The sequence below is a fragment of the Roseitalea sp. MMSF_3546 genome, assembly GCF_030732865.1.
Lineage (GTDB): Bacteria > Pseudomonadota > Alphaproteobacteria > Rhizobiales > Rhizobiaceae > Roseitalea.
In genome coordinates, this window is the sequence record NZ_JASHKB010000039.1 from 1 (window position 1) to 22,311 (window position 22,311).

Here is a 22,311-nt window from a genome sequence, read left to right on the forward strand (position 1 = left end):
AGAATCGCGCCGTCCATCTGCGCAGCGCCCGTGATCATGTTCTTGACGTAGTCGGCATGGCCCGGGCAGTCGACATGGGCATAGTGCCGGTTGTCGGTCTCGTATTCGACATGCGCCGTCGAGATGGTGATGCCGCGCGCCTTCTCCTCGGGCGCCGCGTCGATCTGGTCATAGGCCTGGAAATCGCCGAAGAACTTGGTGATCGCCGCCGTCAGCGACGTCTTGCCATGGTCGACGTGACCGATCGTGCCAATGTTCACGTGCGGCTTGGTGCGCTCAAACTTTGCCTTGGCCATTTTCTACTCCATCCATGCCCGCAAGGGCCAAATCTGTGTCTTGATGCCGGTGTGCCGGCGATTGTTAGGCAAGCTTCGCCTGGATCTCCTGCGCCACGGCCTGCGGCACCGGATCGTAATGGTCGAAATGCATGGTGTACTGCGCCCGCCCCTGGCTCATCGAGCGCAGCGAGTTGACGTAGCCGAACATGTTGGCGAGCGGCACCATGGCGCTGATCACCGTGTCGATGCCGCGCGTCTCGGTGCCGGCGATCTGGCCGCGGCGCGAGTTCAGGTCGCCGATGACATCGCCCATATAGTCCTCCGGCGTGACGACCTCGACCTTCATGATCGGCTCGAGAAGCTGCGCGCCGGCCTTCTGCGCGCCTTCGCGGAAGGCGGCACGGGCGGCAATCTCGAAGGCCAGCACCGAGGAGTCGACGTCATGATAGGCACCGTCGAGCAGCGTCGCCTTGACGCCGAGCATGGGGAAGCCGGCGACCGGGCCGGCGTCCATGACCGACTGGATGCCCTTTTCGACGCCCGGAATGTATTCCTTGGGCACGTTGCCGCCGACGACGACGCTCTCGAAGGCGAACTCGTCGCCCTCGGGGTTGGGCTCGAAGCGGATCTTGACGCGCGCGAACTGGCCCGAACCGCCCGACTGCTTCTTGTGGGTGTAGTCGATTTCGGTCTCGCGGGTGATCGTCTCGCGATAGGCGACCTGCGGCGCGCCGATATTGGCCTCAACCTTGAATTCGCGCTTCATGCGGTCGACGATGATATCGAGATGCAGCTCGCCCATGCCGGCGATGATCGTCTGACCCGATTCCTCGTCCGACTTGACGCGGAAGGAAGGGTCCTCGGCGGCAAGGCGATTGAGCGCCAGCCCCATCTTCTCCTGGTCGCCCTTGGTCTTGGGCTCGACGGCGATCTCGATCACCGGCTCGGGGAATTCCATGCGCTCGAGGATCACCGGCCTGAGCGGATCGCACAGCGTGTCGCCCGTCGTGGTTTCCTTGAGGCCGGCAATGGCGACGATGTCGCCGGCGAAGGCTTCCTTGATGTCTTCGCGAGAATTGGAGTGCATCTGCAGCATGCGGCCGATGCGCTCGCGCTTTTCCTTGACCGTGTTCATCAGCGACGAGCCGGTCTCGAGCTTGCCCGAATAGATGCGGCAGAAGGTCAGCGAACCGACGAAGGGATCGTTCATGATCTTGAAGGCGAGCATCGACAGCGGCTCGTCGTCGGACGATTTGCGGGTCGTCTCCTCGCCGGTCTTGGCGTCGATGCCACGGATCGAGGCGACCTCGAGCGGACTTGGCAGGTAGTCGACCACCGCATCGAGAAGCGGCTGCACGCCCTTGTTCTTGAAGGCCGAACCGCAGAACACCGGGAAGAACTCGACGCCGCAGGTGCCCTTGCGGATGAGGCGGCGGATGGTGTCGTTGTCGGGCTCGTTGCCTTCCAGATAGGCTTCCATCACGTCGTCGTCGGCCTCGACGACGACCTCGACGAGCTTTTCGCGGTATTCATTGGCCTGCGCGACCATGTCGTCGGGGATGTCGCGAATGTCCCATTCGGCGCCCAGATTCTCCGACTTCCAGACCAGCGCCTTCATCTCGATCAGATCGATGACACCGGCAAAGTCGTTCTCGGCACCGATCGGAAGCTGCATGACGACCGGGCGGGCGCCAAGGCGCTCCTTGATCATCTCGACGCAACGAAAGAAGTCGGCGCCGATCTTGTCCATCTTGTTGACGAAGATCATGCGCGGCACGTTGTACTTGTTGGCCTGGCGCCAGACGGTCTCGGTCTGCGGCTCGACGCCGGCATTGGCATCGAGCAGCGCGATGGCGCCGTCGAGCACGCGCAAGGACCGCTCGACCTCGATGGTGAAGTCGACGTGGCCGGGCGTGTCGATGATGTTGAAGCGGCGCTTCTTGCCGTCGCGGCCTTCCCAGAAGGTGGTGGTGGCGGCCGACGTGATGGTGATGCCGCGCTCCTGCTCCTGCTCCATCCAGTCCATGGTGGCCGCGCCGTCATGGACTTCACCGATCTTGTGCGATTTGCCGGTGTAGAACAGGATCCGCTCGGTCGTCGTGGTCTTGCCGGCGTCGATATGCGCCATGATACCGAAATTGCGGTAGTCTTTGAGTTCGTAGTCGCGGGCCATGGGAGGAGTGCCTCTTTGGAACGTGCGTGCGGTTACCAGCGGTAATGGGAAAAGGCGCGGTTGGCCTCGGCCATCTTGTGCGTGTCTTCGCGCTTCTTGACGGCAGAGCCGCGATTGTTGGCCGCGTCCATCAACTCGCCCGACAGACGATCGACCATGGTGGTTTCGTTGCGCTTGCGCGCGGCGGTGATCATCCAGCGGATCGCGAGCGCCTGGCGCCGCTCGGGACGCACATCGACGGGCACCTGGTAGGTCGCCCCGCCCACGCGCCGCGAGCGCACCTCGACATGCGGCGCCACGTTGTCGAGCGCGGCATGGAACACCTCGACCGGCTCCTGGCTGGTCTTTTCGGCGATGTTGTCGAACGCGCCGTAAACGATCCGCTCGGCGACCGACTTCTTGCCGTCATACATGATGGCGTTCATGAACTTGGACACGACCAGATCGCCGAACTTGGGATCGGGGTTGATTTCGCGCTTTTCGGCTCTGTGACGACGGGACATCTAGCTTCTTTCCTTCAAAACCATACCGAGGAACCCGATCCGGATCGCCGTTGCGCGTCGTCCGGGGCGAGGCTCCCCAAGCTCACGTCACTTCGGACGCTTGGCGCCGTATTTGGAGCGGCGCTGCTTGCGGTTCTTGACCCCTTGCGTGTCGAGCACGCCACGCAGGATGTGATAGCGCACGCCGGGCAGGTCCTTGACGCGCCCGCCACGGATCATGACCACCGAGTGCTCCTGCAGATTGTGGCCCTCGCCGGGAATGTAGCCGATCACCTCGAAGCCGTTGGTCAGGCGCACCTTGGCGACCTTGCGCAGCGCCGAGTTCGGCTTTTTCGGCGTGGTCGTGTAAACACGGGTGCACACGCCGCGCTTTTGCGGGTTGGCCTGCAGGGCCGGAACCTTGTTGCGCTTGACCGGTGCCACGCGGGGCTTGCGGATCAACTGGTTGACTGTGGGCATCACGCCGTCCTTGCTGCGAATGCGTCCTGAGCGCAATCGGTGGTCATTGCCGGCACGCGGTGCGCGCCTGTCTTAATGGTGCAGGCAAAACGACAATGGGCAACGCCGCATCAACGCGGATTGCCCGTCACTTGCAGAGGAAGCGAGACGCTTCGTGCTTGCGTATCGGTTTGCGCCGTTTTCTGAGCCGTGTCTGGAGCGTAAGTCTGGCACATACAAAAGCGCCGACGCCGATGCTCCACATCGACTCGTTGCGCGGTATGTACTGGCAGCGCCGGGCCGCGTCAACAGTCAAACCACCGGGAAACGTGGTTTTTTGGCCGATTTGCCCCCCGGCCTTTACGCCGGCGCGGCACCAATGCATGGCTTGCGCGTTGCAACCGAAGTCACAGCCCGCAGGAGCCACCATGTCCGACCCCCTCAACACCGGCGGCGCCGACGCGCACGGCGCCGTCTATATCCTCGTCGGCCGGGTGTGGGCCGAGCAGGAGGCGCCGGCGATTCCGGTGCACATCCTGCTCAAGGCGCCCGACGATGACACCGCGATCCGCGAGGCGCTGAACGCGCTGGCCGGCGACGGCTATGCGGAGGCCGAATTCGACCAGATCGGCACGCTGACCGACGCGCCCGACGAGGAGCCGCACGCCTCGGCCTATCAGGGCGCGATGGAGGGCGAAGTGGCGATCGTGAGCTTTTCGGAGGCGGACGGCCCGCTGGCCGATGGCGAGGACGAACCGGTCGACAACGTCCATCCGTTCGAAGTGCTGAAGGGGTGGAAGCCGGACGGCTGACGTCCGCTTCGCCTCCTTCGCCGTCCTGTGTCGTTTCGGCATTCGATCCGGCGCTGGCCAGCCGACGACGATGTCAGCGCGCCGACATGCGCCGCGCGAGCATCCACCCAAAGCAAAGGCCGGGGCGGTCGCCGCCCCGGCCTTTCGGTGTCTGTCGCAATGCCGACGTGAAGCCAGCCGGCCCTATTCGGCCGGTGCGCTTTCCTCCTCGCGCATGTCCTCGAGCATGGCTTCGGCCGCCTCGGCGTCGGCCTGCTTGCGGCGTTCCTCCAGGATGAGGTCGTCGCGGGAGGTGGCGATGCGCCGGATCTGGTTCATCGCGCCGCCCGTCCCGGCCGGAATGAGGCGGCCGACGATGACGTTCTCCTTGAGCCCCTGCAGCGTGTCGATCTTGCCGGCGACCGCCGCCTCGGTGAGCACCTTGGTCGTTTCCTGGAACGAGGCGGCCGAGATGAAGGACGGCGTCTGCAGCGATGCCTTGGTGATGCCCAGCAGGACCGGGTCGCCCTTGGCGGGCTGCTTGCCCTCCTCGACGAGCCGTTCATTGACGTCCTCGAACTCGATGCGGTCGACACTGTCGCCGGCGATATAGCCCGAATCGCCGGGCTCGGTGATCTCGATCTTCTGCAGCATCTGGCGAACGATCACCTCGATGTGCTTGTCGTTGATGACCACGCCCTGCAGGCGATAGACCTCCTGGATCTCGTTGACCAGATAGGAGGCCAGCGCCTCCACGCCCCGGACCGCGAGGATGTCGTGCGGGGCCGGATTGCCGTCCAGGATGTAGTCGCCCTTTTCGATCGGGTCGCCATCCTGAAGGTGGAACGGCCGGCTCTTGGGAATGAGATATTCCGCCGGCTCGACCCCTTCCTCGGCCGGCTCGATCGCGATGCGGCGCTTGTTCTTGTAGTCGCGCCCGAAGCGGATCGTGCCGTCGATATCGGCGATGATGGCGTGGTCCTTGGGCCGGCGCGCCTCGAACAGTTCGGCCACCCGCGGCAGACCGCCGGTGATGTCCTTGGTCTTGGCGCTCTCCATCGGAATACGCGCGATCACATCGCCCGGCTTGACCTTCTCGCCCGGCTCGACCGACAGAACCGCATCGACCGACAGCATGAAGCGGGCATCGCCGCCGCGGGCAAGCTTGGCGACTTCGCCATCGGCGCCGAGCACGGTGATGGCCGGCTTGAGGTCGGCGCCGCGCGGATTGGACCGCCAGTCGATGACCTCGCGCTTGGTGATGCCGGTGTTCTCGTCGGCCGATTCCTGCATCGAGATGCCGTCGACCAGATCCTCGAAGGACACCGTGCCCTCGACCTCGGTCATCAGCGGACGGGTATAGGGGTCCCACTCGGCCAGGCGCTGGCCACGCTTGATCTGGTCGCCGTCGTCGACCATCAGCTTGGCGCCGTAGGTCAGCTTGTGGGTGGCGCGCTCTTCGCCCTTCTCGTCCTTGATGATGACGGCCATGTTGCGGCCCATGGCGATCAGCTCGTTGTCGGAGTTGCGCACCACGTTGCGGTTCTTGACCTCGACGACACCGTCATAGGAGGCCTCGACGAAGGAGGTGTCGACGACCTGCGCCGTCCCGCCCATGTGGAAGGTCCGCATGGTGAGCTGCGTGCCCGGCTCGCCGATCGACTGGGCGGCGATGACGCCGACGGCCTCGCCATGGTTGACCGGGGTGCCGCGCGCCAGGTCGCGGCCGTAGCAGACCGCGCACACGCCCGACTGCATCTCGCAGGTCAGCGCCGAGCGGATCTTCACCGACTGGATGCCGGCCGCCTCGATGGCGTCGACATGGGCCTCCTCGACCATGGTGCCGGCCGGAACCAGCACCTCGTCGGTCTTCAGGTTGACCACGTCCTCGAGCACGGTACGGCCCAGAATGCGCTGGCCAAGCGTGGCGACCACCTGGCCGGCATCGACGATGGGCGTCATGGTCAGGCCCTTGCCGGTGCCGCAGTCGTCGGCGGTGATGATGCAGTCCTGGGCGACGTCGACCAGGCGGCGGGTCAGATAGCCCGAGTTCGCCGTCTTCAAGGCGGTGTCGGCCAGGCCCTTGCGGGCGCCGTGGGTCGAGTTGAAGTACTCGTTCACGGTCAGGCCTTCCTTGAAGTTGGAGATGATCGGCGTCTCGATGATCTCGCCGGAAGGCTTGGCCATCAGGCCGCGCATGCCGGCGAGCTGCTTCATCTGGCGGGTCGAGCCGCGGGCGCCGGACCGCGCCATCATCCAGATCGAGTTCATCTGCTTCTGGCGACCGGTTTCGTCGAACTGCACCGCCTGGATGCCGGCCATGGTCTCCTCGGTCAGCCGATCGTCGCAGCGCGCCCAGGCATCGACGACCTTGTTGTACTTCTCGCCGAAGGTGATCAGGCCGTCATTGTACTGCTGCTCGTATTCCTTGACGATCCGGTCGGTCTCCTCGACGATATTGGCCTTGGAGGCGGGGATGACCATGTCGTCCTTGCCGAACGAGATGCCGGCCGTGCAGGCATGGCGGAAGCCCAGGTCCATGATCCGGTCGGCAAAGATCACCGTCTCCTTCTGCCCGCAATGGCGATAGACCACATCGAGCATCTTCGAGATGTTCTTCTTGGTCATCTCGGTGTTGCAGATGTCGAAGGGCACATTGGCGTTGCGCGGCAGCAATTCGCCGATGATCATGCGGCCGGGCGTTGTGTCGTGCAATTCGCTGACCGCGTTGCCGTTGGCATCGACCGTCTTGAAACGACCCTTGATGCGGGTGTGAAGCGTGACGACCTTGTTCTCGAGCGCATGGTGCAACTCGCCCATATCGGCGAACACCATCTCCTCGCCCGGCTCGTTCTCGGCGACGATCGACAGGTAATACAGTCCCAGCACCATGTCCTGGGAGGGCACGATGATGGGCTGGCCGTTGGCCGGGTGCAGGATGTTGTTGGTCGACATCATCAGCACGCGCGCCTCGAGCTGCGCCTCAAGGCTCAACGGCACGTGCACGGCCATCTGGTCGCCGTCGAAGTCGGCATTGAAGGCGGTGCAGACCAGCGGGTGAAGCTGGATCGCCTTGCCTTCGATGAGCACCGGCTCGAAGGCCTGAATGCCCAGCCGGTGCAGCGTCGGCGCCCGGTTGAGCAGCACGGGATGCTCGCGGATGACCTCGTCCAGGATATCCCAGACCTCGGGCTTTTCCTTTTCGACCAGCTTCTTGGCCTGCTTGACGGTGGACGAATAGCCCTTGGCGTCAAGGCGCGCATAGATGAACGGCTTGAACAGCTCCAGCGCCATCTTCTTGGGAAGGCCGCACTGGTGCAGCTTGAGTTCGGGGCCGGTGACGATCACCGAACGGCCCGAATAGTCAACGCGCTTGCCCAGAAGGTTCTGGCGGAAGCGGCCCTGCTTGCCCTTGAGCATGTCCGACAGCGATTTCAGCGGCCGCTTGTTGGCGCCTGTGATGACGCGGCCGCGGCGACCGTTGTCGAACAGCGCATCGACCGATTCCTGCAGCATCCGCTTTTCGTTGCGGATGATGATGCCCGGCGCGCGCAGCTCCATGAGCCGCTTGAGACGGTTGTTGCGATTGATGACGCGGCGGTACAGATCGTTGAGGTCGGAGGTCGCGAACCGGCCGCCATCGAGCGGCACCAGCGGGCGCAGGTCCGGCGGGATGACCGGGATGATCTTCATGATCATCCATTCGGGCCGGTTGCCCGAATCGACGAAATTCTCGACGACCTTGAGCCGCTTCATCAGCTTCTTGGTCTTCAGTTCGGAGGTGGTCTGGGCCAGTTCGTCGCGCAGGTCGGCGGCGATCTTCGGCAGATCCATCGAGGCGAGCATTTCCTGGATCGCCTCGGCGCCGATCATGGCGGTGAACTGGTCCTCGCCATACTCCTCGGCGGCCATCATGGACTCCTCCTCCGACAGCAGCTGGCGCTCCTGCAGCGGGGTCAGGCCGGGCTCGGTGACGATGTAGTTCTCGAAGTAAAGAACCCGCTCGATGTCCTTGAGCGTCATGTCGAGCAGCGTGGCAATGCGGCTCGGCAGCGACTTGAGGAACCAGATGTGGGCGACGGGCGCGGCCAGCTCGATATGGCCCATGCGCTCGCGGCGCACGCGCGACAGCGTGACCTCGACGCCGCATTTCTCGCAGATGATGCCCTTGTACTTCATCCGCTTGTACTTGCCGCACAGGCACTCATAGTCCTTGATCGGACCGAAGATGCGCGCGCAGAACAGCCCGTCACGCTCGGGCTTGAACGTGCGGTAGTTGATCGTCTCGGGCTTCTTGATCTCGCCGAACGACCAGGACTGGATCTTCTCCGGGCTGGCGATCGAGATCCGGATGGAATCGAAACTCTGTGAGGTGGCCTGAGGATTGAAGAGATTTGCAACCTCTTGATTCATGCCGTGCTCCTTTTCGGGCCGCTGGCCCATTCAATGGCGGTGGCGGCGACGCCACCTTCGATCGATTTGGCCGGCGGCCGGCACGCGAGCGCCGGCCAGCCGCCTTGTTCGTCATTCGGCCGCGTCGGGCAGCGCCTCGGGCGTGTCGTCGAGGATCGGCCGCGTCGAGGACAGCTCCACATTCAGACCCAGCGAGCGCATTTCCTTGACGAGCACGTTGAAGCTCTCGGGAATGCCGGCCTCGAAGGTGTCATCGCCGCGCACGATCGCCTCGTAGACCTTGGTGCGGCCGGCGACGTCGTCGGACTTGACGGTCAGCATCTCCTGCAGCGTGTAGGCAGCGCCATAGGCCTCGAGCGCCCAGACCTCCATCTCGCCGAAGCGCTGGCCGCCGAACTGCGCCTTGCCGCCCAGCGGCTGCTGGGTGACCAGCGAGTACGGACCGATCGAGCGGGCGTGGATCTTGTCGTCGACCAGGTGGTGCAGCTTGAGCATGTAGATATAGCCCACCGTCACCGGCCGGTCGAAGGCCTCGCCGGTGCGACCGTCATAAAGGACGGACTGACCGCTGTCATGCAGACCGGCCTTGGTCAGCATGTCGTTGATCTCGTCCTCATTGGCGCCGTCGAAGACTGGCGTGGCGATGGTCACGCCATGGCTGAACTGCTCACCGACCCTTACGACGGACTCATCATCCATCTGCCGCACCGGCTCGTTGCGCCGGTTGTCGGGCATGATGTCCTCGAGCGTCGTGCGCAGCGGCGCCACGTCGCCGCTTTGCCGGTAGGCCTCGATCATCTGCTCGATCTTGCGGCCCATGCCGGCGCAGGCCCAGCCCAGATGGGTCTCCAGGATCTGGCCGACATTCATGCGCGAGGGCACGCCGAGCGGGTTGAGCACGATGTCGACATGGGTGCCGTCATCGAGGAACGGCATGTCCTCATTGGGCAGGATGCGGCTGACCACGCCCTTGTTGCCGTGGCGGCCGGCCATCTTGTCGCCGGGCTGGATCTTGCGCTTGACGGCGACGAACACCTTGACGGTCTTCATCACGCCAGGCGGCATCTCGTCGCCGCGCTGCACCTTTTCGACCTTGTCCATGAAGCGCTGCTCGAGCTGCTTCTTGGTCTCGTCATACTGGTTGCGCAGCGCCTCGAGCGCATCCTGAACCTTCTCGTCGGCAACGGCGAACTGCCACCAGTTCGACCGCGGATAGCTGTCGAGAACCTGCTGATCGATGGCCGTGCCCTTCTTGAAGCCCTTGGGGCCGGCGATCGCCTCATGGCCCATGAGCATCTGCGACAGGCGGCTGTAGGTGTTCCGGTCGAGGATCGACTGCTCGTCGTCGCGGTCCTTGGCCAGGCGCTCGATCTCCTCGCGCTCGATCGCCATGGCCCGCTCGTCCTTTTCGACGCCGTGGCGGTTGAACACGCGCACCTCGACCACGGTCCCGAACCCGCCGGGCGGCATGCGCATGGAGGTGTCGCGCACATCGGAGGCCTTCTCGCCGAAAATCGCGCGCAGGAGCTTTTCCTCCGGCGTCATCGGCGACTCGCCCTTGGGCGTGATCTTGCCGACGAGAATGTCGCCGGGTCCGACCTCGGCACCGATATAGACGATGCCCGCCTCGTCGAGGTTCTTGAGCGCCTCCTCCGACACGTTGGGGATGTCGCGCGTGATCTCCTCGGGCCCCAGCTTGGTGTCGCGGGCGTGCACCTCGAACTCTTCGAGGTGGATCGAGGTGAACACGTCGTCACGCACCACGCGCTCGGACAGCAGGATCGAATCCTCGTAATTATAGCCGTTCCACGGCATGAAGGCGACCAGCACGTTGCGGCCCAGCGCCAGGTCGCCCAGATCGGTCGACGGCCCGTCGGCGATGATGTCGCCCTTCTCGATCCGGTCGCCCACGCGCACCAGCGGACGCTGGTTGATGCAGGTCGACTGGTTGGAGCGCTGGAACTTCTGCAGCCGGTAGATGTCGACGCCGGGTTCGCCGGGATCGAGCTCCTCGGTGGCCCGGATGACGATACGCATCGCATCGACCTGGTCGACGACGCCCGAGCGGCGCGCGGCGATCGCCGCACCGGAATCGCGGGCGACGATCGGCTCCATGCCGGTGCCGACATAGGGCGCCTCGGCACGCACCAGCGGCACGGCCTGGCGCTGCATGTTCGAGCCCATCAGCGCGCGGTTGGCGTCGTCGTTCTCCAGGAACGGGATCAGCGCGGCGGCGACCGAGACGAGCTGCTTGGGCGAGACGTCCATCAGGTCGATGTTCTCGCGCGGCGCCATCATCACGTCGCCGGCATGGCGGGCGATGACGAATTCGGTCGTCAGGGCGCCCTCGTCGTCGATTTCGGCGTTGGCCTGGGCGACGTAGTGCTTGGCCTCCTCCATCGCCGACAGATAGACGACCTCGTCGGTGACACGGCCATCGACCACCCGGCGATACGGGCTTTCGATGAAGCCGTACTTGTTGACGCGCGCAAACGTCGCCAGCGAGTTGATCAGGCCGATATTCGGCCCTTCGGGCGTCTCGATGGGGCAGATGCGTCCATAGTGGGTGGGGTGCACGTCGCGCACCTCAAAGCCCGCCCGCTCGCGGGTCAGACCGCCCGGACCGAGCGCCGACAGGCGGCGCTTGTGGGTGATCTCGCTGAGCGGGTTGGTCTGGTCCATGAACTGGGAGAGCTGGGACGAGCCGAAGAACTCGCGCACCGCGGCGGCGGCCGGCTTGGCGTTGATCAGGTCCTGCGGCATGACCGTGTCGATATCGATCGAGGACATGCGTTCCTTGATGGCGCGCTCCATGCGCAGCAGGCCGACGCGGTACTGGTTCTCCATCAGTTCGCCGACCGAGCGCACGCGGCGATTGCCCAGATTGTCGATATCGTCGACCTCGCCCTTGCCGTCGCGCAGATCGAGCAGCGTGCGCACGACCTCGACGATATCGTCCTTGCGCACCACGCGCACCGAATCCTCGACGTCCAGGCCAAGGCGCATGTTCATCTTGACCCGGCCGACGGCGGAAAGGTCATAACGCTCGGGGTCGAAGAAGAGCGAGTTGAACATCGCCTCGGCCGTCTCCATGGTCGGCGGCTCGCCCGGGCGCATGACCCGGTAGATGTCGAACAACGCGTCCTGGCGGCTTTCGTTCTTGTCGGCGGCCAGCGTGTTGCGGATATAGGGACCGACATTGACATGGTCGATGTCGAGCACGGGGAAGCCCGTCTGGCCGCTCTCGACGAGCACCTGAAGGGTCTTGTCGTCGATCTCGTCGCCGGCCTCCAGATAGATCTCGCCGGTCTCGGGGTTGACGATGTCCTCGGCCAGATAGGCGCCGTACAGGTCTTCCTCGGTCGCCTTGAGGGCCTTGACGCCCTTTTCGTCGAGCTGGCGTGCGAGCCGGGCCGTCACCTTCTTGCCCGCCTCGACGACCACTTCGCCGGAATCGGCGTCGATCAGGTCGACCACGGGCTTGGCGCCCTTCAGGCGTTCGGCGGAAAACGGAATCCGCCAGCTCTGGCCGTCGCGTTCGTAGGTGATGAAATTGTAGTATGTCGCAAGGATCTGCTCGGGATCCATGCCAAGCGCCATCAGAAGCGAGGTCACCGGGATCTTGCGGCGACGGTCGATGCGCGCATGCACGATGTCCTTGGCATCGAACTCGATGTCGAGCCAGGAGCCGCGATAGGGAATGACGCGGGCGGCGAACAGCAACTTGCCAGACGAATGGGTCTTGCCCTTGTCGTGATCGAAGAACACGCCGGGCGAGCGGTGCATCTGGGAGACGATCACGCGCTCGGTGCCGTTGACGATGAAGGTGCCGTTGTCGGTCATCAACGGCATTTCGCCCATATAGACGTCCTGCTCCTTGATGTCCTTGACCGACTTGGCGCCGGTGTCCTCGTCGACATCGAACACGATCAGGCGCAGCGTCACCTTGAGCGGCGCCGAATAGGTCAGATCGCGCTGGCGGCACTCCTCGACGTCGAATTTGGGCGCCTCATAGTCATAGCGCACGAATTCGAGCATCGCGGTGCCCGCGAAGTCGGAAATCGGAAACACGGATTTGAAGGCGGCCTGCAGGCCCTCGTCGGACCGTCCGCCCTCGGGTTCGTCCATCATCAGGAACTGATCGTAGGATGCGCGCTGCACCTCGATCAGGTTGGGCATTTCGGCGACATCGGGAATGTCGCCAAAGAATTTGCGTACTCGTCTGCGACCGTTGAAAGAAATGGTCTGAGCCATTGCCGCTCCTCGTCGTAACGCCCGGCCGGGCGGTTCGGTTGTGCCGGGCGGTCACCACACCGCGCCCGGCCAAACGGTTGCCGAAGACCCATGCGCCCGGTCTTGCGGCTGTCGCGCGCCCGCTGGCGCGCCTGAAACGGAGAAAACCCGTTTCCGGAAGCCTGCCGCCCAGGCTTCGGGAAAAGGGTTCGCAGATCACCTGCGGCGACCGGGCGGGCCGCAGCCCGCCCGCGCCATACGCGATTACTTCATCGAGGCCTTGGCGCCGGCCTCTTCGAGCTTCTTGACGATCTCCTCGGCTTCGCCCTTGGAGACCGCTTCCTTGATGGGCTTGGGCGCGCCTTCGACCAGGTCCTTGGCTTCCTTCAGGCCAAGGCCGGTAATGGAGCGCACTTCCTTGATCACGTTGATCTTCTTGTCGCCGGCCGCTTCCAGGATGACGTCGAATTCATCCTTTTCCTCTTCCGGCGCGGCTTCGGCGGCAGCGCCACCGCCGGCAGCGGCGACGGCCACCGGCGCGGCGGCGGAAACGCCCCATTTCTCCTCGAGCATCTTGGACAGCTCGGCGGCTTCCATGACGGTCAGCGACGACAGATCGTCAGCGATTTTGGCAAGATCGGCCATTTTTCAACTTCCTTGGGATTGGTTCGAACACTTGGTTTGACGTTTGCAGCTATGCCGCCTCGTCCTTCCGGGCATAGGCGTCGAACACGCGCGCAAGCTGGCTTGCGGGCGCACTCGTGACCTGGGCAAGACGCGAGGCCGGCGTCTGGATCATGCCGACCAGCTTGGCGCGCAGTTCGTCGAGCGAGGGCAGTTCGGCCAGAGCCTTCACCCCGTTCGCATCGAGAACCGTGGCGCCAAGCGCCCCGCCGAGAAGAACGAGCTTGTCGTTGCCCTTGGCGAAGTCGTTTGCCACCTTGGGAGCCGTCACCGGATCTTCGGCATAGGCAATCAGCGTCTGACCCTGAAACAGGTCGGACATGCCTTCGGCTTCCGTGCCCTGAAGAGCGATCTTGGCAAGGCGGTTCTTTGCGACCTTCACGGTTCCGCCCGCATCGCGCATCCGTGAGCGAAAATCGCCCATTTCCGCAACGGTCAGACCCGTGTAGTGGGCCACCACAACCGAACCGGACTGCTTGAAGACCGTGTTCAGCTGAGTGACGAATTCGCGTTTTTGCGCTCTTTCCACTTCGTCTCTCCGTTATGCGACGGCCGGCCGGAGCCACCCGCCGCGGTTTGCCTTTGCCGCAATGCGGGACAGGTCCCGCGCCGCGACGCGTAAGGATCCTGCCCCCCTACACCGCGGTGTCCGGAAGGACCCGTGCGGCACAAGGCAATACGGTTCGAACCCGTCTCCGCCACGGGGCATTCCGCCCTGCGGCATCGATTGCGTTCGCACCCGTCTCATGCAGGCTCGATGACGAATTAAGGCGAGCCGCCTGCAATCTCGGACAGGGACCGGTTTCCCGGCCATCCGACCCGGACAAGCCGCGTCGGAATTTCTCGATGCCGGCCTGGCGCTCGTCGCGACCGGCCGGCCATCTCGATCACTGGGCGGCCGAAAGGCTCGCCGGGTCGACCTTGACGCCGGCGCCCATGGTCGAGGAAATCGCCACCTTCCTGACATAGGTACCCTTGGCGCCGGACGGCTTGGCCTTCTGCACCGCGTCGGCAAAGGCCCTCACATTCTCGGCGATCGCATCGGCATCGAAGGACGCCTTGCCGACGCCCGCATGAACGATGCCGGCCTTTTCGACGCGGAACTCAACGGCGCCGCCCTTGGAGGCCTTGACCGCGGCCGTGACATCGGGCGTCACCGTGCCGACCTTGGGATTGGGCATCAGACCGCGCGGGCCGAGCACCTTGCCGAGCCGGCCGACCAGCGGCATCATGTCGGGCGTCGCGATGCAGCGGTCGAAATCGATCTGCCCGTTCTGGACGGCCTCGACCAGATCCTCGGCGCCGACGATGTCCGCCCCGGCGGCCTTGGCCTCCTCGGCCTTGTCGCCGCGGGCGAACACGGCCACGCGCACCTGACGGCCGGTGCCGTTGGGCAGGTTGACAACGCCGCGCACCATCTGGTCGGCGTGGCGCGGGTCGACACCCAAATTCATGGCGACCTCGATGGTCTCGTCGAACTTGGCGGTCGCGCGCTGCTTGACCATGGCCACGGCCTGGTCAAGCGGCAGGACGGCGGTCCGGTCGAGCCCCTCGCGCAGCGCCTTGACGCGCTTTGTAAGCTTGGCCATCGTCAGCCCTCCACCTTCAGGCCCATGGCCCGGGCCGAACCCTCGATCTGGCGCATGGCGGCCTCGATGTCGGCGGCGTTGAGGTCCTTCATCTTCAGTTCGGCGATCTCGCGGACCTTGTCGCGGCTGACCTTGCCGGCGGTCGTCTTGCCGGGCGTGCTCGACCCCGATTTCAGCCCCGCCGCCTTCTTGAGCAGATAGGCGGCCGGCGGCGTCTTGGTCTTGAAGGTGAACGACTTGTCCTGATAATAGGTGATCGTCGTCGGAATCGGCGCGTTCTTTTCCATCTCCTGCGTGGCGGCATTGAACGCCTTGCAGAATTCCATGATGTTGATGCCGCGCTGACCCAGCGCCGGCCCGATGGGCGGCGAGGGATTGGCAGCGCCCGCGGGCACCTGCAGCTTGAGCTGCCCTGCAACTTTCTTAGCCATTGATGCGTCTTCCTTTCATGGCCGGCGTCACCCGGCGTTCGAGACGTTGGCGGTGCGACCGGGCGCCGGGCCAAGGCACCCATTCTCCCGCCGCGCGGACGCCGCCTGCAGTTGCTTGCCCTGCCCGCAGCGTCTGGCGCCGCTTGCGCGACGCCTCCGGGTCAGCCCTTTTCGACCATCCCGAATTCGAGATCGACGGGCGTCGCGCGCCCGAAGATCGAAACCTCCACCTTCAGGCGCGAGCGCTCCTCGTCGACCTCCTGAACGATGCCGTTGAACGAGGCGAAGGAGCCCTCGGTCACGCGCACGCTCTCGCCCACCTCGAAGGAAACCGACGGCTTGGGATGCTCGACACCCTCCTGGATCTGGCCCAGGATCTGCTCGGCCTCGCGGTCCGAGATCGGAACGGGCTTGTTGTCAGATCCCAGAAAACCGGTCACCTTCGGCGTGTTCTTGATCAGGTGATAGACATCGTCGGTCAGATGCGCGCGCACCATAACGTAGCCCGGGAAGAACTTGCGCTCGGCGTCGACCTTGCGACCCTTGCGCACCTCGATAACCTTCTCGGTGGGCACGAGAATCTGCTCGAACCTGTCCCAAAGCCCCTTGGCCTTGGCGCTTTCCTCAATCGCCTCGGCAACCTTCTTCTCGAAGTTCGAATAGGCGTGAACGATGTACCACCGCGCCGTCATATGCGTCGGAAAATCCCGTCAGTTGAATTGCTTATTCGGCAAGACCGAACACCATGTCGAAGATCCACGAATAGATCTGGTCGACCGTGAAAAAGAAGAACGCCGCGATGAACACCATGATCAGGACCATGATCGTGGAGATCAGGGTCTCGCGCCGCGACGGCCAGGTCACCTTGGCCGTTTCCGCGCGCACCTGCTGGATGAAGGTGAACGGATTGGTGCGTGCCATGATTATGCTTCGTTCCGATCGGGCGTCTCGCGCCGAACGCCGCTCGCCTTTGTGTCACATCTGACAGGCTGACCGCCGCATCGCACAAACCACGCGATGTCAATGTCGAAAGCCCATCTGTCCGGTAAACGCGCACCCCGCCCGTCTGGGCAATGCCGGCGCAAATTTGCACTTAGCGAGGATTCGGACCGAGATCAAGGGCGGGCGGGCAAAAAATCGGGCCAGCGATGGCAGGGGCACACGGGCTCGAACCGTGGACCTTCGGTTTTGGAGACCGACGCTCTACCAACTGAGCTATACCCCTTGGCGACATCCGTCATCTATTTGGTTTCGCCGCCGGGGGCAAGAGCGTTCATGGCCCCTGCCCCGACCGGTCATCCGGCCAAATATTGCGGGGCGCTGGCCAGATAGCGGCCATAGGCGGGCGCGCGCGGATAGGAGAAGGTCTCGGCCAGCGGATTGGCGTTGCGGCGCGTGCGGCAGCCCATGTCGGCCAGCAATTCGTCAAAATGCCGGAAGTGGAACGGCGCCGAACACAGCCCGCCATAGACCCGGGCGGCCGGACGCTCGGTGCGCCGCCAGCGCAGATTGGCGTCGATGTCGGCGCGCATCTGCGCATCCGATGGCTGACGGGCAAGCTGGCCGTCGGCATAGCGGACCAGCCAGTTGGCGACCATTTCGGCCGACAACAGGGTACAAAAGCTCGAATTGAAGCCGACAAAGCCCATTTCCGGAAGGTCGGGGTTCACCGCCAGCCGATAGGTGCGGTACTGGCCGTCCGGCTCGATCAGCGCGTCGCGCGCCCAGTCGGGCAGGAACGGCACGCCCAGTTTCCAGCCAACGGCGAGGATGGCGATGTCGCAGCCCACCCGCTCGCCATTGGTCAGCACAACCTCGTCGCCCTCATAGCGCTCGAAGGTGCCTTTCACCGGCCGCACCTTGCCGCTCCTGAAGCTCTCGAACAGGCCGGGCGTGACGATGGGCAGCGAGCAGGAGACCGCCTTTTCGATCGGCACATCGGGCACCATGTCCCATTTTCTCAAACCCAGTTGCAGCTTGAGCAGGGTTTCGAGCCCACGGAAATTGGCCCACACGAGCGGCGCGGTCACCGCCGCCATGGCGCGCGCGGCGCCGGTGCGGCCCCAGCCGTTGAACTGCATTTCCTGGGCGCGCATGTACAAAAGGTGCTTGAAGTTGATGCCGCCGACGAAATAGGGCACGCGCCAGACATCCTCGCGATAGACCATGGTGACGGACCGGGCGCCGTTCTCGGCGGCGTTGACGACCAGGTCGGTCGCCGATTTCGAACCGCCCAGCACGACCACGCGCTTGCCGCGCGCCAGTTCGGGGTCGGTATATTCCGATGAGTGCATCACCTGCCCGCCGCGGGCGACGAACGCCTCCTGGCCGGGGTGGGTGATGACGTTCTTTTCGGAAAACTGGCCGGTACACACGGCGACGAAGTCGAAATCCTCGGCCCATCGATTGCCGGCCGCCTCGAGCTCGAGCCGCCAGCCCGGCGCGCCATCGGGTCGCCGATCCATCGTCACGACGTTGGTGTTCAGACGGAACAGCCGCCCGAGCCGGTGCTTGTCGGCATAGGCATGCAGATAGGCATGCACCTGCGGCCCCTTGGGCCATTCGGGATAGTCGGCCGGCATCGGCATGTCGGTGAAGCAGTAAAGGTCCTTGGGCGACTGCGTCTGCACGCCCGGATAGGAGCGCGAAAGCTCCCACACGCCGCCGAAATCGTGGCTGCGCTCGAAGCCGACGACGCGGTGGCCGCGCGCGTCGAACGCCTTGGCCGCGGCCAGGCCGCTGACGCCACCGCCGATGACGGCGACACGCTTGCGCTTGATCATGATGGTCCTCCCCGCACCACGATCAGGCCGCCTCGGGCGGCGGCAGGAAATCCACCTCGTGGGCCGCCGAAAGGCGCACGAGCTCTTCGGGATCGGTGACGCCGTCGAGCGCGATGAACAGGTCGAACAGCTTGCGCGCGGGGGCGACGCCGAACACGCAGGTCGCCTCGGCGCCCGAGCGGTTCCAGATCGCGTGCGCGATGCCCATCGGCATGCGGATCATGTCGCCGGGGCCGGCCTTGTGGACGTCATCGCCGAACTCGACTTCCAGATTGCCGGTCAGCACGTTGATCCACTCGTCCTGGGTGGGGTGGATGTGCGGCGGCACGCCGGTTCCGTCCGGGATCACGGCGTGCCAGAGAAAGGCGTTGTTGCACAACAGCTTGGGCGTATAGGTGTGTCCGACGACGTTCCAGGAACGGTCCTGGACGCCCTCGTCCGCGCGGGTGACGCCCAATTCGAGATTTCCGGCCATGATTTCCTCCCATGCTTGCCTGTCTGGGCTGGCCCGGCGTCCGGTTTGACAGGGCCACGCCATGCTTTAGGCTTGAACAATTCAGATCGCGCGCGATCGTGACTATCCACTTTGCGCAACAAAGTGGGGATCGGTGCCATGAACCGACCGCTTGAGCAGTTCGAGATCCTGAACACGCGCCACATGGACGAGGCGCGCGAGCAGGTCGCGCGCCGCTTCTGCGCCCACAGGCTGGAGATGCAGGCCGAGGCGCCGCGATTTCATGCCCGCCACCGGGTCGCGGCCGGCGGGCTGTTCTCGCTGAACTTCATCCATTACGGCGCGCGCGTGCTGATCGAGCCGGGCGAACTCAATCGTTTCTACCTGATCCAGATCCCGCTGCACGGCGGCGCCGAGATCGCCAATGGCGGCACCGCATTCGTCTCGGACCCGGGCACGGCGGCGATCCTGAACCCGGACCGGCACACGCGCATGGTCTGGCACGCCGATTGCGAGCAATTGCTGCTCTACATCCCGGTCGAGGCGCTGCGGGCGTTCGCCGAGGTCGAACTCGACCGGCCGTTGAGCGCGCCGGTGGTGTTCGATCCGGTGATGGATTTCCGGCGGCCGGCGCTGTCGGCCTGGCGGCGCAAGGTGCTGGCGCTGGTGGCGGCCGCCGACGAGGGTCGTCTGTTCGGCAATGCACGCGCGGTCAGCCAGACGATCCTGGAGCAGGAGGTGCTGGCCGATCTGCTGGCCTTGCAGCCCGGAAACATCCAGCCGCTGGCGGCCTCGCAATGCGCCGGCGCCTCGCCGGCCCAGTGCCGCCGGGCCATGGCCTTCATCCGCAGCCATGCCGATTGCGATGTCCGGCTCGAGGACATCGCCCGCGCGGCGGGCGTGCCGGCGCGCACGCTGCAACATGGCTTCAAGGCAAGCTACGGGCGCACGCCGATCGAGACGCTGAAGGCCGAGCGCCTGATGCGCGCCCATTGCGAACTGGCCTCGGGGCACGATGAGGCAACTGTGACTGAGGTCGCCGCACGCTGGGGGTTTTTCCACTTCGGCCGATTCTCACGCCATTATCGCGAGCGGTTCGGGCAATTGCCGAGCCAGACACGCGCCCGCGCCCTGGCGATGCGCTGCGGCCGGGCGGCGCCGTGATCGCCCCTGGCGATCCGGCGGCGATTGCCGGCGCAGAGCTCACGCTGGAGCGTTCTGGAAGTGATCGTTGCGGCCGATCGTTTTGCCGCGAATTCAGGCGCCGGGGACGACAGGCCGGAAAGCCCCGGCCTGCCGTGAACGCCTTGACGTCAGCGCGCCGGGGCTGACTGGATCAGCGGGGTGATGCGGCGCACGACCGCGCGGCGGTTGGCGCGAATGCGCCCGGCTTCCTCGACCTTCAGATAGCGCTCGCCATAGCCCTGCGTGATCATGTTCTCGGGCGGCACGCCGAAATACTCGGTCAGCGCAAGCGCGACGCTTTCGGCACGACGGTCCGACAATGCCAGATTGTAGGCGGCCGGGCCGACCGTGTCGGTGTGGCCTTCGACCAGGAAGAGTTCGTCGGGGTCCGCCTCGATCATCGCCGCCATAGTCTCGCCCAGTGCCGTCAGCGCGCGGGCCTCGTTCGGCGGTATGGCCGCCGAATCGAAGGCGAAGTTGATGGCGATATCGATGCGCGGCATCAGTGCCCGCAATTGTTCGACTTCGCGGACCTGCTGCAGCGAATAGCGCCGCTCGAGCTGCTGCGCCTCGGCCGTCAGCGCCCGCCGTATCGTCTCCGGCTGCGCCTGGCGATACTCGATGACGCGCTCCCGGCGCGGCTGCGGCAGCTCTCGCACGTCCACCGGTTCGATATCGGCCCGGCGCTCGTCGATCAGCACGACGCGGTCACCATCGGGCGCAACGCGGGCGCGATAGAGGATCGTGCCATCGGCGGCGCGGATGGTAACGATGCGCACGTCATTGTCCCGAACGATGACGGTGCGCGTGCTGCCATCGGCAAAGGTGCGGGTGCGCACCCGGGCGCCCGGCCGCCTGAGCAGTTCGTTGTCGTCACGGAGCACGACGAGTTCGCCATTGCGCTCGACGACGACCCGGTCGCCGACGCGCTCGACGATCTGGGTGTCCTGGCCAAGCACCGAACCGATGGCAACGCCGGCGGCGACGCCCAGAATGTCGCGCAGCAGCGCCTGCGTGTCCTGCTCGACCACGGCGTCGTCGGCCACCTCCTCGTCACTGGCGCGGGCGGCCTGCTCGGTCACGGTTTCCACCTCCACATCGGCCTGCGCCGGCGCTTCGGCATCGAGATCGGCTTCCAACTGTTCTTCGGCGTCCGCAAGTGCCTCGGACCGCAGTCGCTCCGCGATCGTTTCGGCGCGTCGCTGGGCACGCTCCACGCGCTCACGTTCGGTCAGTTCGCGTTGCGGCCGCTCCTCGGTTGCCGGTTCGGCGGGCGTTTCGTCCCCGGCCTCGGCCGGCGTCTCGGCGGCGGTGTCTTCGGGCGCCACCTCGGCGTCCTCGTCAGCGCTCTCACCCTGTCTGGCGGCCTCCATCGCCTCATCGAGGGCATCGGTCGGCCCATCGGCCTCTTCGGGCGCTTCCGCCTCCGGTTCGGCCTCCGCCTCGGCTTCCGGCTCGGCCTCTGCCTCAGCCTCCGGCTCGCCCTCGGGCAGCGCGTCCTCGACCGCTTCCGCAGCTTCTTCCTGTGCGTCCTCGGCGGCTTCCATGGCCTCTTCGGGCTGTTCGGGCGTCGTCTCGGGCGCGGCCTGCGCCTCGGCTTCAGTCTCGGCCTGCGGCTCGGCCTCGGGCTCGGCTTCCGTGGCGGCCTGCGGCTCGCCTTCGCGTTCCCCCTCTTCGGCCATTGGCTGTTCGGTTTCGGCATTGGCGGCGATCGCGGCGCGCAGCTGGGTCTCGGCCTGTTGCGGCGTCGCGCCGGTTCGCTCGGCGAGAATCTGCGCGGCAGCGCCGATCTCCGCATCGGATGCGGGCGGGCAGGGCCGCTGTTCGATCACGCACTGCACCAGTGCCGAGGCCTGACCGTCGCCGGTCGCGCCAGGCTCCTGCGCGTGCGCCGGGCCCGCCCCGGCCACGATGGCGAGCAGGCTTATTGCTGTCGTGGTTTCAAGAAGTCGTCGCGTCATGTTCTGTCTCCTAGTGACGCCCCTTCGGCGCAGCAACGCCGGCCTGCCGGAGACGTTCCCGCCCGGCCGGACGGGCCCTTGAGACCATGACGAAAATTGGCCGCTCGCGCGGCCATTGGGATCGGGCTGAAGGATCGGGTCATCGACCGCAGCGTGCGTTGGCCCGGGCGGCGATGCCGGCAAAGCGCGGACGTCAAAACCCTCGTTCGCGCCGTCCGAATGGGCCGTCGGCCCATCCGGCATCACGCACCACCAACCTCAGGCGGCCGTGTTCGCGGGCGCAGGACCGGGATCGGGTGGTCCTGCGAACGCGCCTATTCGATGATCTTCGCCACGATGCCGGCGCCGACGGTGCGGCCGCCCTCGCGGATGGCAAAGCGCAGGCGTTCTTCCAT

17 protein-coding genes, 1 tRNA gene and 1 pseudogene are annotated in these 22,311 nt (G+C 65.2%); 2 read left to right on the top strand and 17 right to left on the bottom strand.

Annotated elements, in window-relative coordinates; translation table 11 throughout:
- From RBB34_RS18690 to rpsL, 4 genes are all read right to left on the bottom strand, one after another.
- Nucleotides 1-296 (bottom strand): GTP-binding protein (locus RBB34_RS18690; protein ID WP_306120762.1); only part of this gene is annotated, 296 nt, incomplete at its 3' end.
- 64 nt (nt 297-360) lie between these two features.
- Nucleotides 361-2,451: an elongation factor G gene (gene fusA / locus RBB34_RS18695; protein WP_306120763.1), complete on the bottom strand. Its 2,091-nt coding sequence runs from the start codon at nt 2,449-2,451 to the stop codon at nt 361-363.
- A 32-nt stretch (nt 2,452-2,483) separates the two neighbouring features.
- Nucleotides 2,484-2,954 (bottom strand): 30S ribosomal protein S7, encoded by a 471-nt coding sequence (rpsG, locus tag RBB34_RS18700; protein WP_306120764.1) that lies wholly within the window; start codon nt 2,952-2,954, stop codon nt 2,484-2,486.
- Between the two features lie 87 nt (nt 2,955-3,041).
- Nucleotides 3,042-3,413: a 30S ribosomal protein S12 gene (gene rpsL / locus RBB34_RS18705; protein ID WP_026479049.1), complete on the bottom strand. Its 372-nt coding sequence runs from the start codon at nt 3,411-3,413 to the stop codon at nt 3,042-3,044.
- Nucleotides 3,414-3,820: 407 nt separating this feature from the next.
- Here rpsL and RBB34_RS18710 point away from each other — a divergent pair.
- Nucleotides 3,821-4,111: pseudogene (locus RBB34_RS18710) on the top strand (hypothetical protein); the annotation flags it as partial.
- 276 nt (nt 4,112-4,387) lie between these two features.
- Here RBB34_RS18710 and rpoC read toward each other — a convergent pair.
- The 11 genes from rpoC to RBB34_RS18765 form a co-directional block, all read right to left on the bottom strand.
- Nucleotides 4,388-8,596, bottom strand: a complete 4,209-nt coding sequence (gene rpoC, locus RBB34_RS18715) for a DNA-directed RNA polymerase subunit beta' (RefSeq protein WP_306120765.1) — start codon at nt 8,594-8,596, stop codon at nt 4,388-4,390.
- Nucleotides 8,597-8,707: 111 nt separating this feature from the next.
- A complete protein-coding gene (gene rpoB / locus RBB34_RS18720) occupies nt 8,708-12,850 on the bottom strand; it encodes a DNA-directed RNA polymerase subunit beta (RefSeq protein ID WP_306120766.1) in 4,143 nt (1,380 codons plus the stop codon).
- 243 nt (nt 12,851-13,093) lie between these two features.
- Nucleotides 13,094-13,474, bottom strand: a complete 381-nt coding sequence (gene rplL / locus RBB34_RS18725) for a 50S ribosomal protein L7/L12 (protein WP_306120767.1) — start codon at nt 13,472-13,474, stop codon at nt 13,094-13,096.
- Nucleotides 13,475-13,523: 49 nt separating this feature from the next.
- Nucleotides 13,524-14,042 (bottom strand): 50S ribosomal protein L10, encoded by a 519-nt coding sequence (gene rplJ / locus RBB34_RS18730; protein ID WP_306120768.1) that lies wholly within the window; start codon nt 14,040-14,042, stop codon nt 13,524-13,526.
- Between the two features lie 358 nt (nt 14,043-14,400).
- Nucleotides 14,401-15,102, bottom strand: a complete 702-nt coding sequence (rplA, locus tag RBB34_RS18735) for a 50S ribosomal protein L1 (protein ID WP_306120769.1) — start codon at nt 15,100-15,102, stop codon at nt 14,401-14,403.
- Between the two features lie 2 nt (nt 15,103-15,104).
- Entirely contained in the window at nt 15,105-15,533 is a 429-nt protein-coding gene (rplK, locus tag RBB34_RS18740) for a 50S ribosomal protein L11 (protein WP_306120770.1), read from the bottom strand.
- Between the two features lie 161 nt (nt 15,534-15,694).
- On the bottom strand, nt 15,695-16,225 hold the full coding sequence (gene nusG / locus RBB34_RS18745) for a transcription termination/antitermination protein NusG (RefSeq protein WP_306120771.1): 531 nt from the start codon (nt 16,223-16,225) through the stop codon (nt 15,695-15,697).
- Between the two features lie 31 nt (nt 16,226-16,256).
- The gene (gene secE, locus RBB34_RS18750; RefSeq protein ID WP_306120776.1) at nt 16,257-16,457 is read right to left on the bottom strand and encodes a preprotein translocase subunit SecE; all 201 of its coding nucleotides are present in this window, start codon (nt 16,455-16,457) and stop codon (nt 16,257-16,259) included.
- A 225-nt stretch (nt 16,458-16,682) separates the two neighbouring features.
- Nucleotides 16,683-16,758: transfer RNA gene (locus RBB34_RS18755), tRNA-Trp, on the bottom strand.
- 70 nt (nt 16,759-16,828) lie between these two features.
- Complete coding sequence (locus RBB34_RS18760; protein WP_306120772.1) at nt 16,829-18,316, bottom strand: NAD(P)/FAD-dependent oxidoreductase; 1,488 nt, start codon at nt 18,314-18,316, stop codon at nt 16,829-16,831.
- A 22-nt stretch (nt 18,317-18,338) separates the two neighbouring features.
- Nucleotides 18,339-18,791 carry a cupin domain-containing protein gene (locus RBB34_RS18765; protein WP_306120773.1) on the bottom strand — a complete coding sequence of 151 codons (453 nt, stop codon included), beginning with the start codon at nt 18,789-18,791 and terminating at the stop codon, nt 18,339-18,341.
- A 138-nt stretch (nt 18,792-18,929) separates the two neighbouring features.
- Here RBB34_RS18765 and RBB34_RS18770 point away from each other — a divergent pair, with 138 nt between their 5' ends.
- Nucleotides 18,930-19,934, top strand: a complete 1,005-nt coding sequence (locus RBB34_RS18770; protein WP_306120774.1) for an AraC family transcriptional regulator — start codon at nt 18,930-18,932, stop codon at nt 19,932-19,934.
- A gap of 149 nt (nt 19,935-20,083) precedes the next feature.
- Here RBB34_RS18770 and RBB34_RS18775 read toward each other — a convergent pair whose 3' ends face one another.
- Entirely contained in the window at nt 20,084-21,916 is a 1,833-nt protein-coding gene (locus RBB34_RS18775) for an OmpA family protein (protein WP_306120775.1), read from the bottom strand.
- Between the two features lie 314 nt (nt 21,917-22,230).
- Nucleotides 22,231-22,311: hypothetical protein (locus RBB34_RS18780; protein WP_306120292.1), on the bottom strand; the 81-nt coding region annotated here is incomplete at its 5' end.

Bases quoted from the DNA above. Each gene is read 5' to 3' on its own strand.
- rplA (WP_306120769.1), bottom strand. From the start codon at position 15,102: ATGGCCAAGCTTACAAAGCGCGTCAAGGCGCTGCGCGAGGGGCTCGAC.
- rplK (WP_306120770.1), bottom strand. From the start codon at position 15,533: ATGGCTAAGAAAGTTGCAGGGCAGCTCAAGCTGCAGGTGCCCGCGGGC.
- RBB34_RS18760 (WP_306120772.1), bottom strand. From the start codon at position 18,316: ATGATCAAGCGCAAGCGTGTCGCCGTCATCGGCGGTGGCGTCAGCGGC.
- RBB34_RS18770 (WP_306120774.1), top strand. From the start codon at position 18,930: ATGAACCGACCGCTTGAGCAGTTCGAGATCCTGAACACGCGCCACATG.
- nusG (WP_306120771.1), bottom strand. From the start codon at position 16,225: ATGACGGCGCGGTGGTACATCGTTCACGCCTATTCGAACTTCGAGAAG.
- rpoC (WP_306120765.1), bottom strand. From the start codon at position 8,596: ATGAATCAAGAGGTTGCAAATCTCTTCAATCCTCAGGCCACCTCACAG.
- RBB34_RS18775 (WP_306120775.1), bottom strand. From the start codon at position 21,916: ATGACGCGACGACTTCTTGAAACCACGACAGCAATAAGCCTGCTCGCC.
- fusA (WP_306120763.1), bottom strand. From the start codon at position 2,451: ATGGCCCGCGACTACGAACTCAAAGACTACCGCAATTTCGGTATCATG.
- rpoB (WP_306120766.1), bottom strand. From the start codon at position 12,850: ATGGCTCAGACCATTTCTTTCAACGGTCGCAGACGAGTACGCAAATTC.
- rpsG (WP_306120764.1), bottom strand. From the start codon at position 2,954: ATGTCCCGTCGTCACAGAGCCGAAAAGCGCGAAATCAACCCCGATCCC.
- rplL (WP_306120767.1), bottom strand. From the start codon at position 13,474: ATGGCCGATCTTGCCAAAATCGCTGACGATCTGTCGTCGCTGACCGTC.
- RBB34_RS18765 (WP_306120773.1), bottom strand. From the start codon at position 18,791: ATGGCCGGAAATCTCGAATTGGGCGTCACCCGCGCGGACGAGGGCGTC.
- rpsL (WP_026479049.1), bottom strand. From the start codon at position 3,413: ATGCCCACAGTCAACCAGTTGATCCGCAAGCCCCGCGTGGCACCGGTC.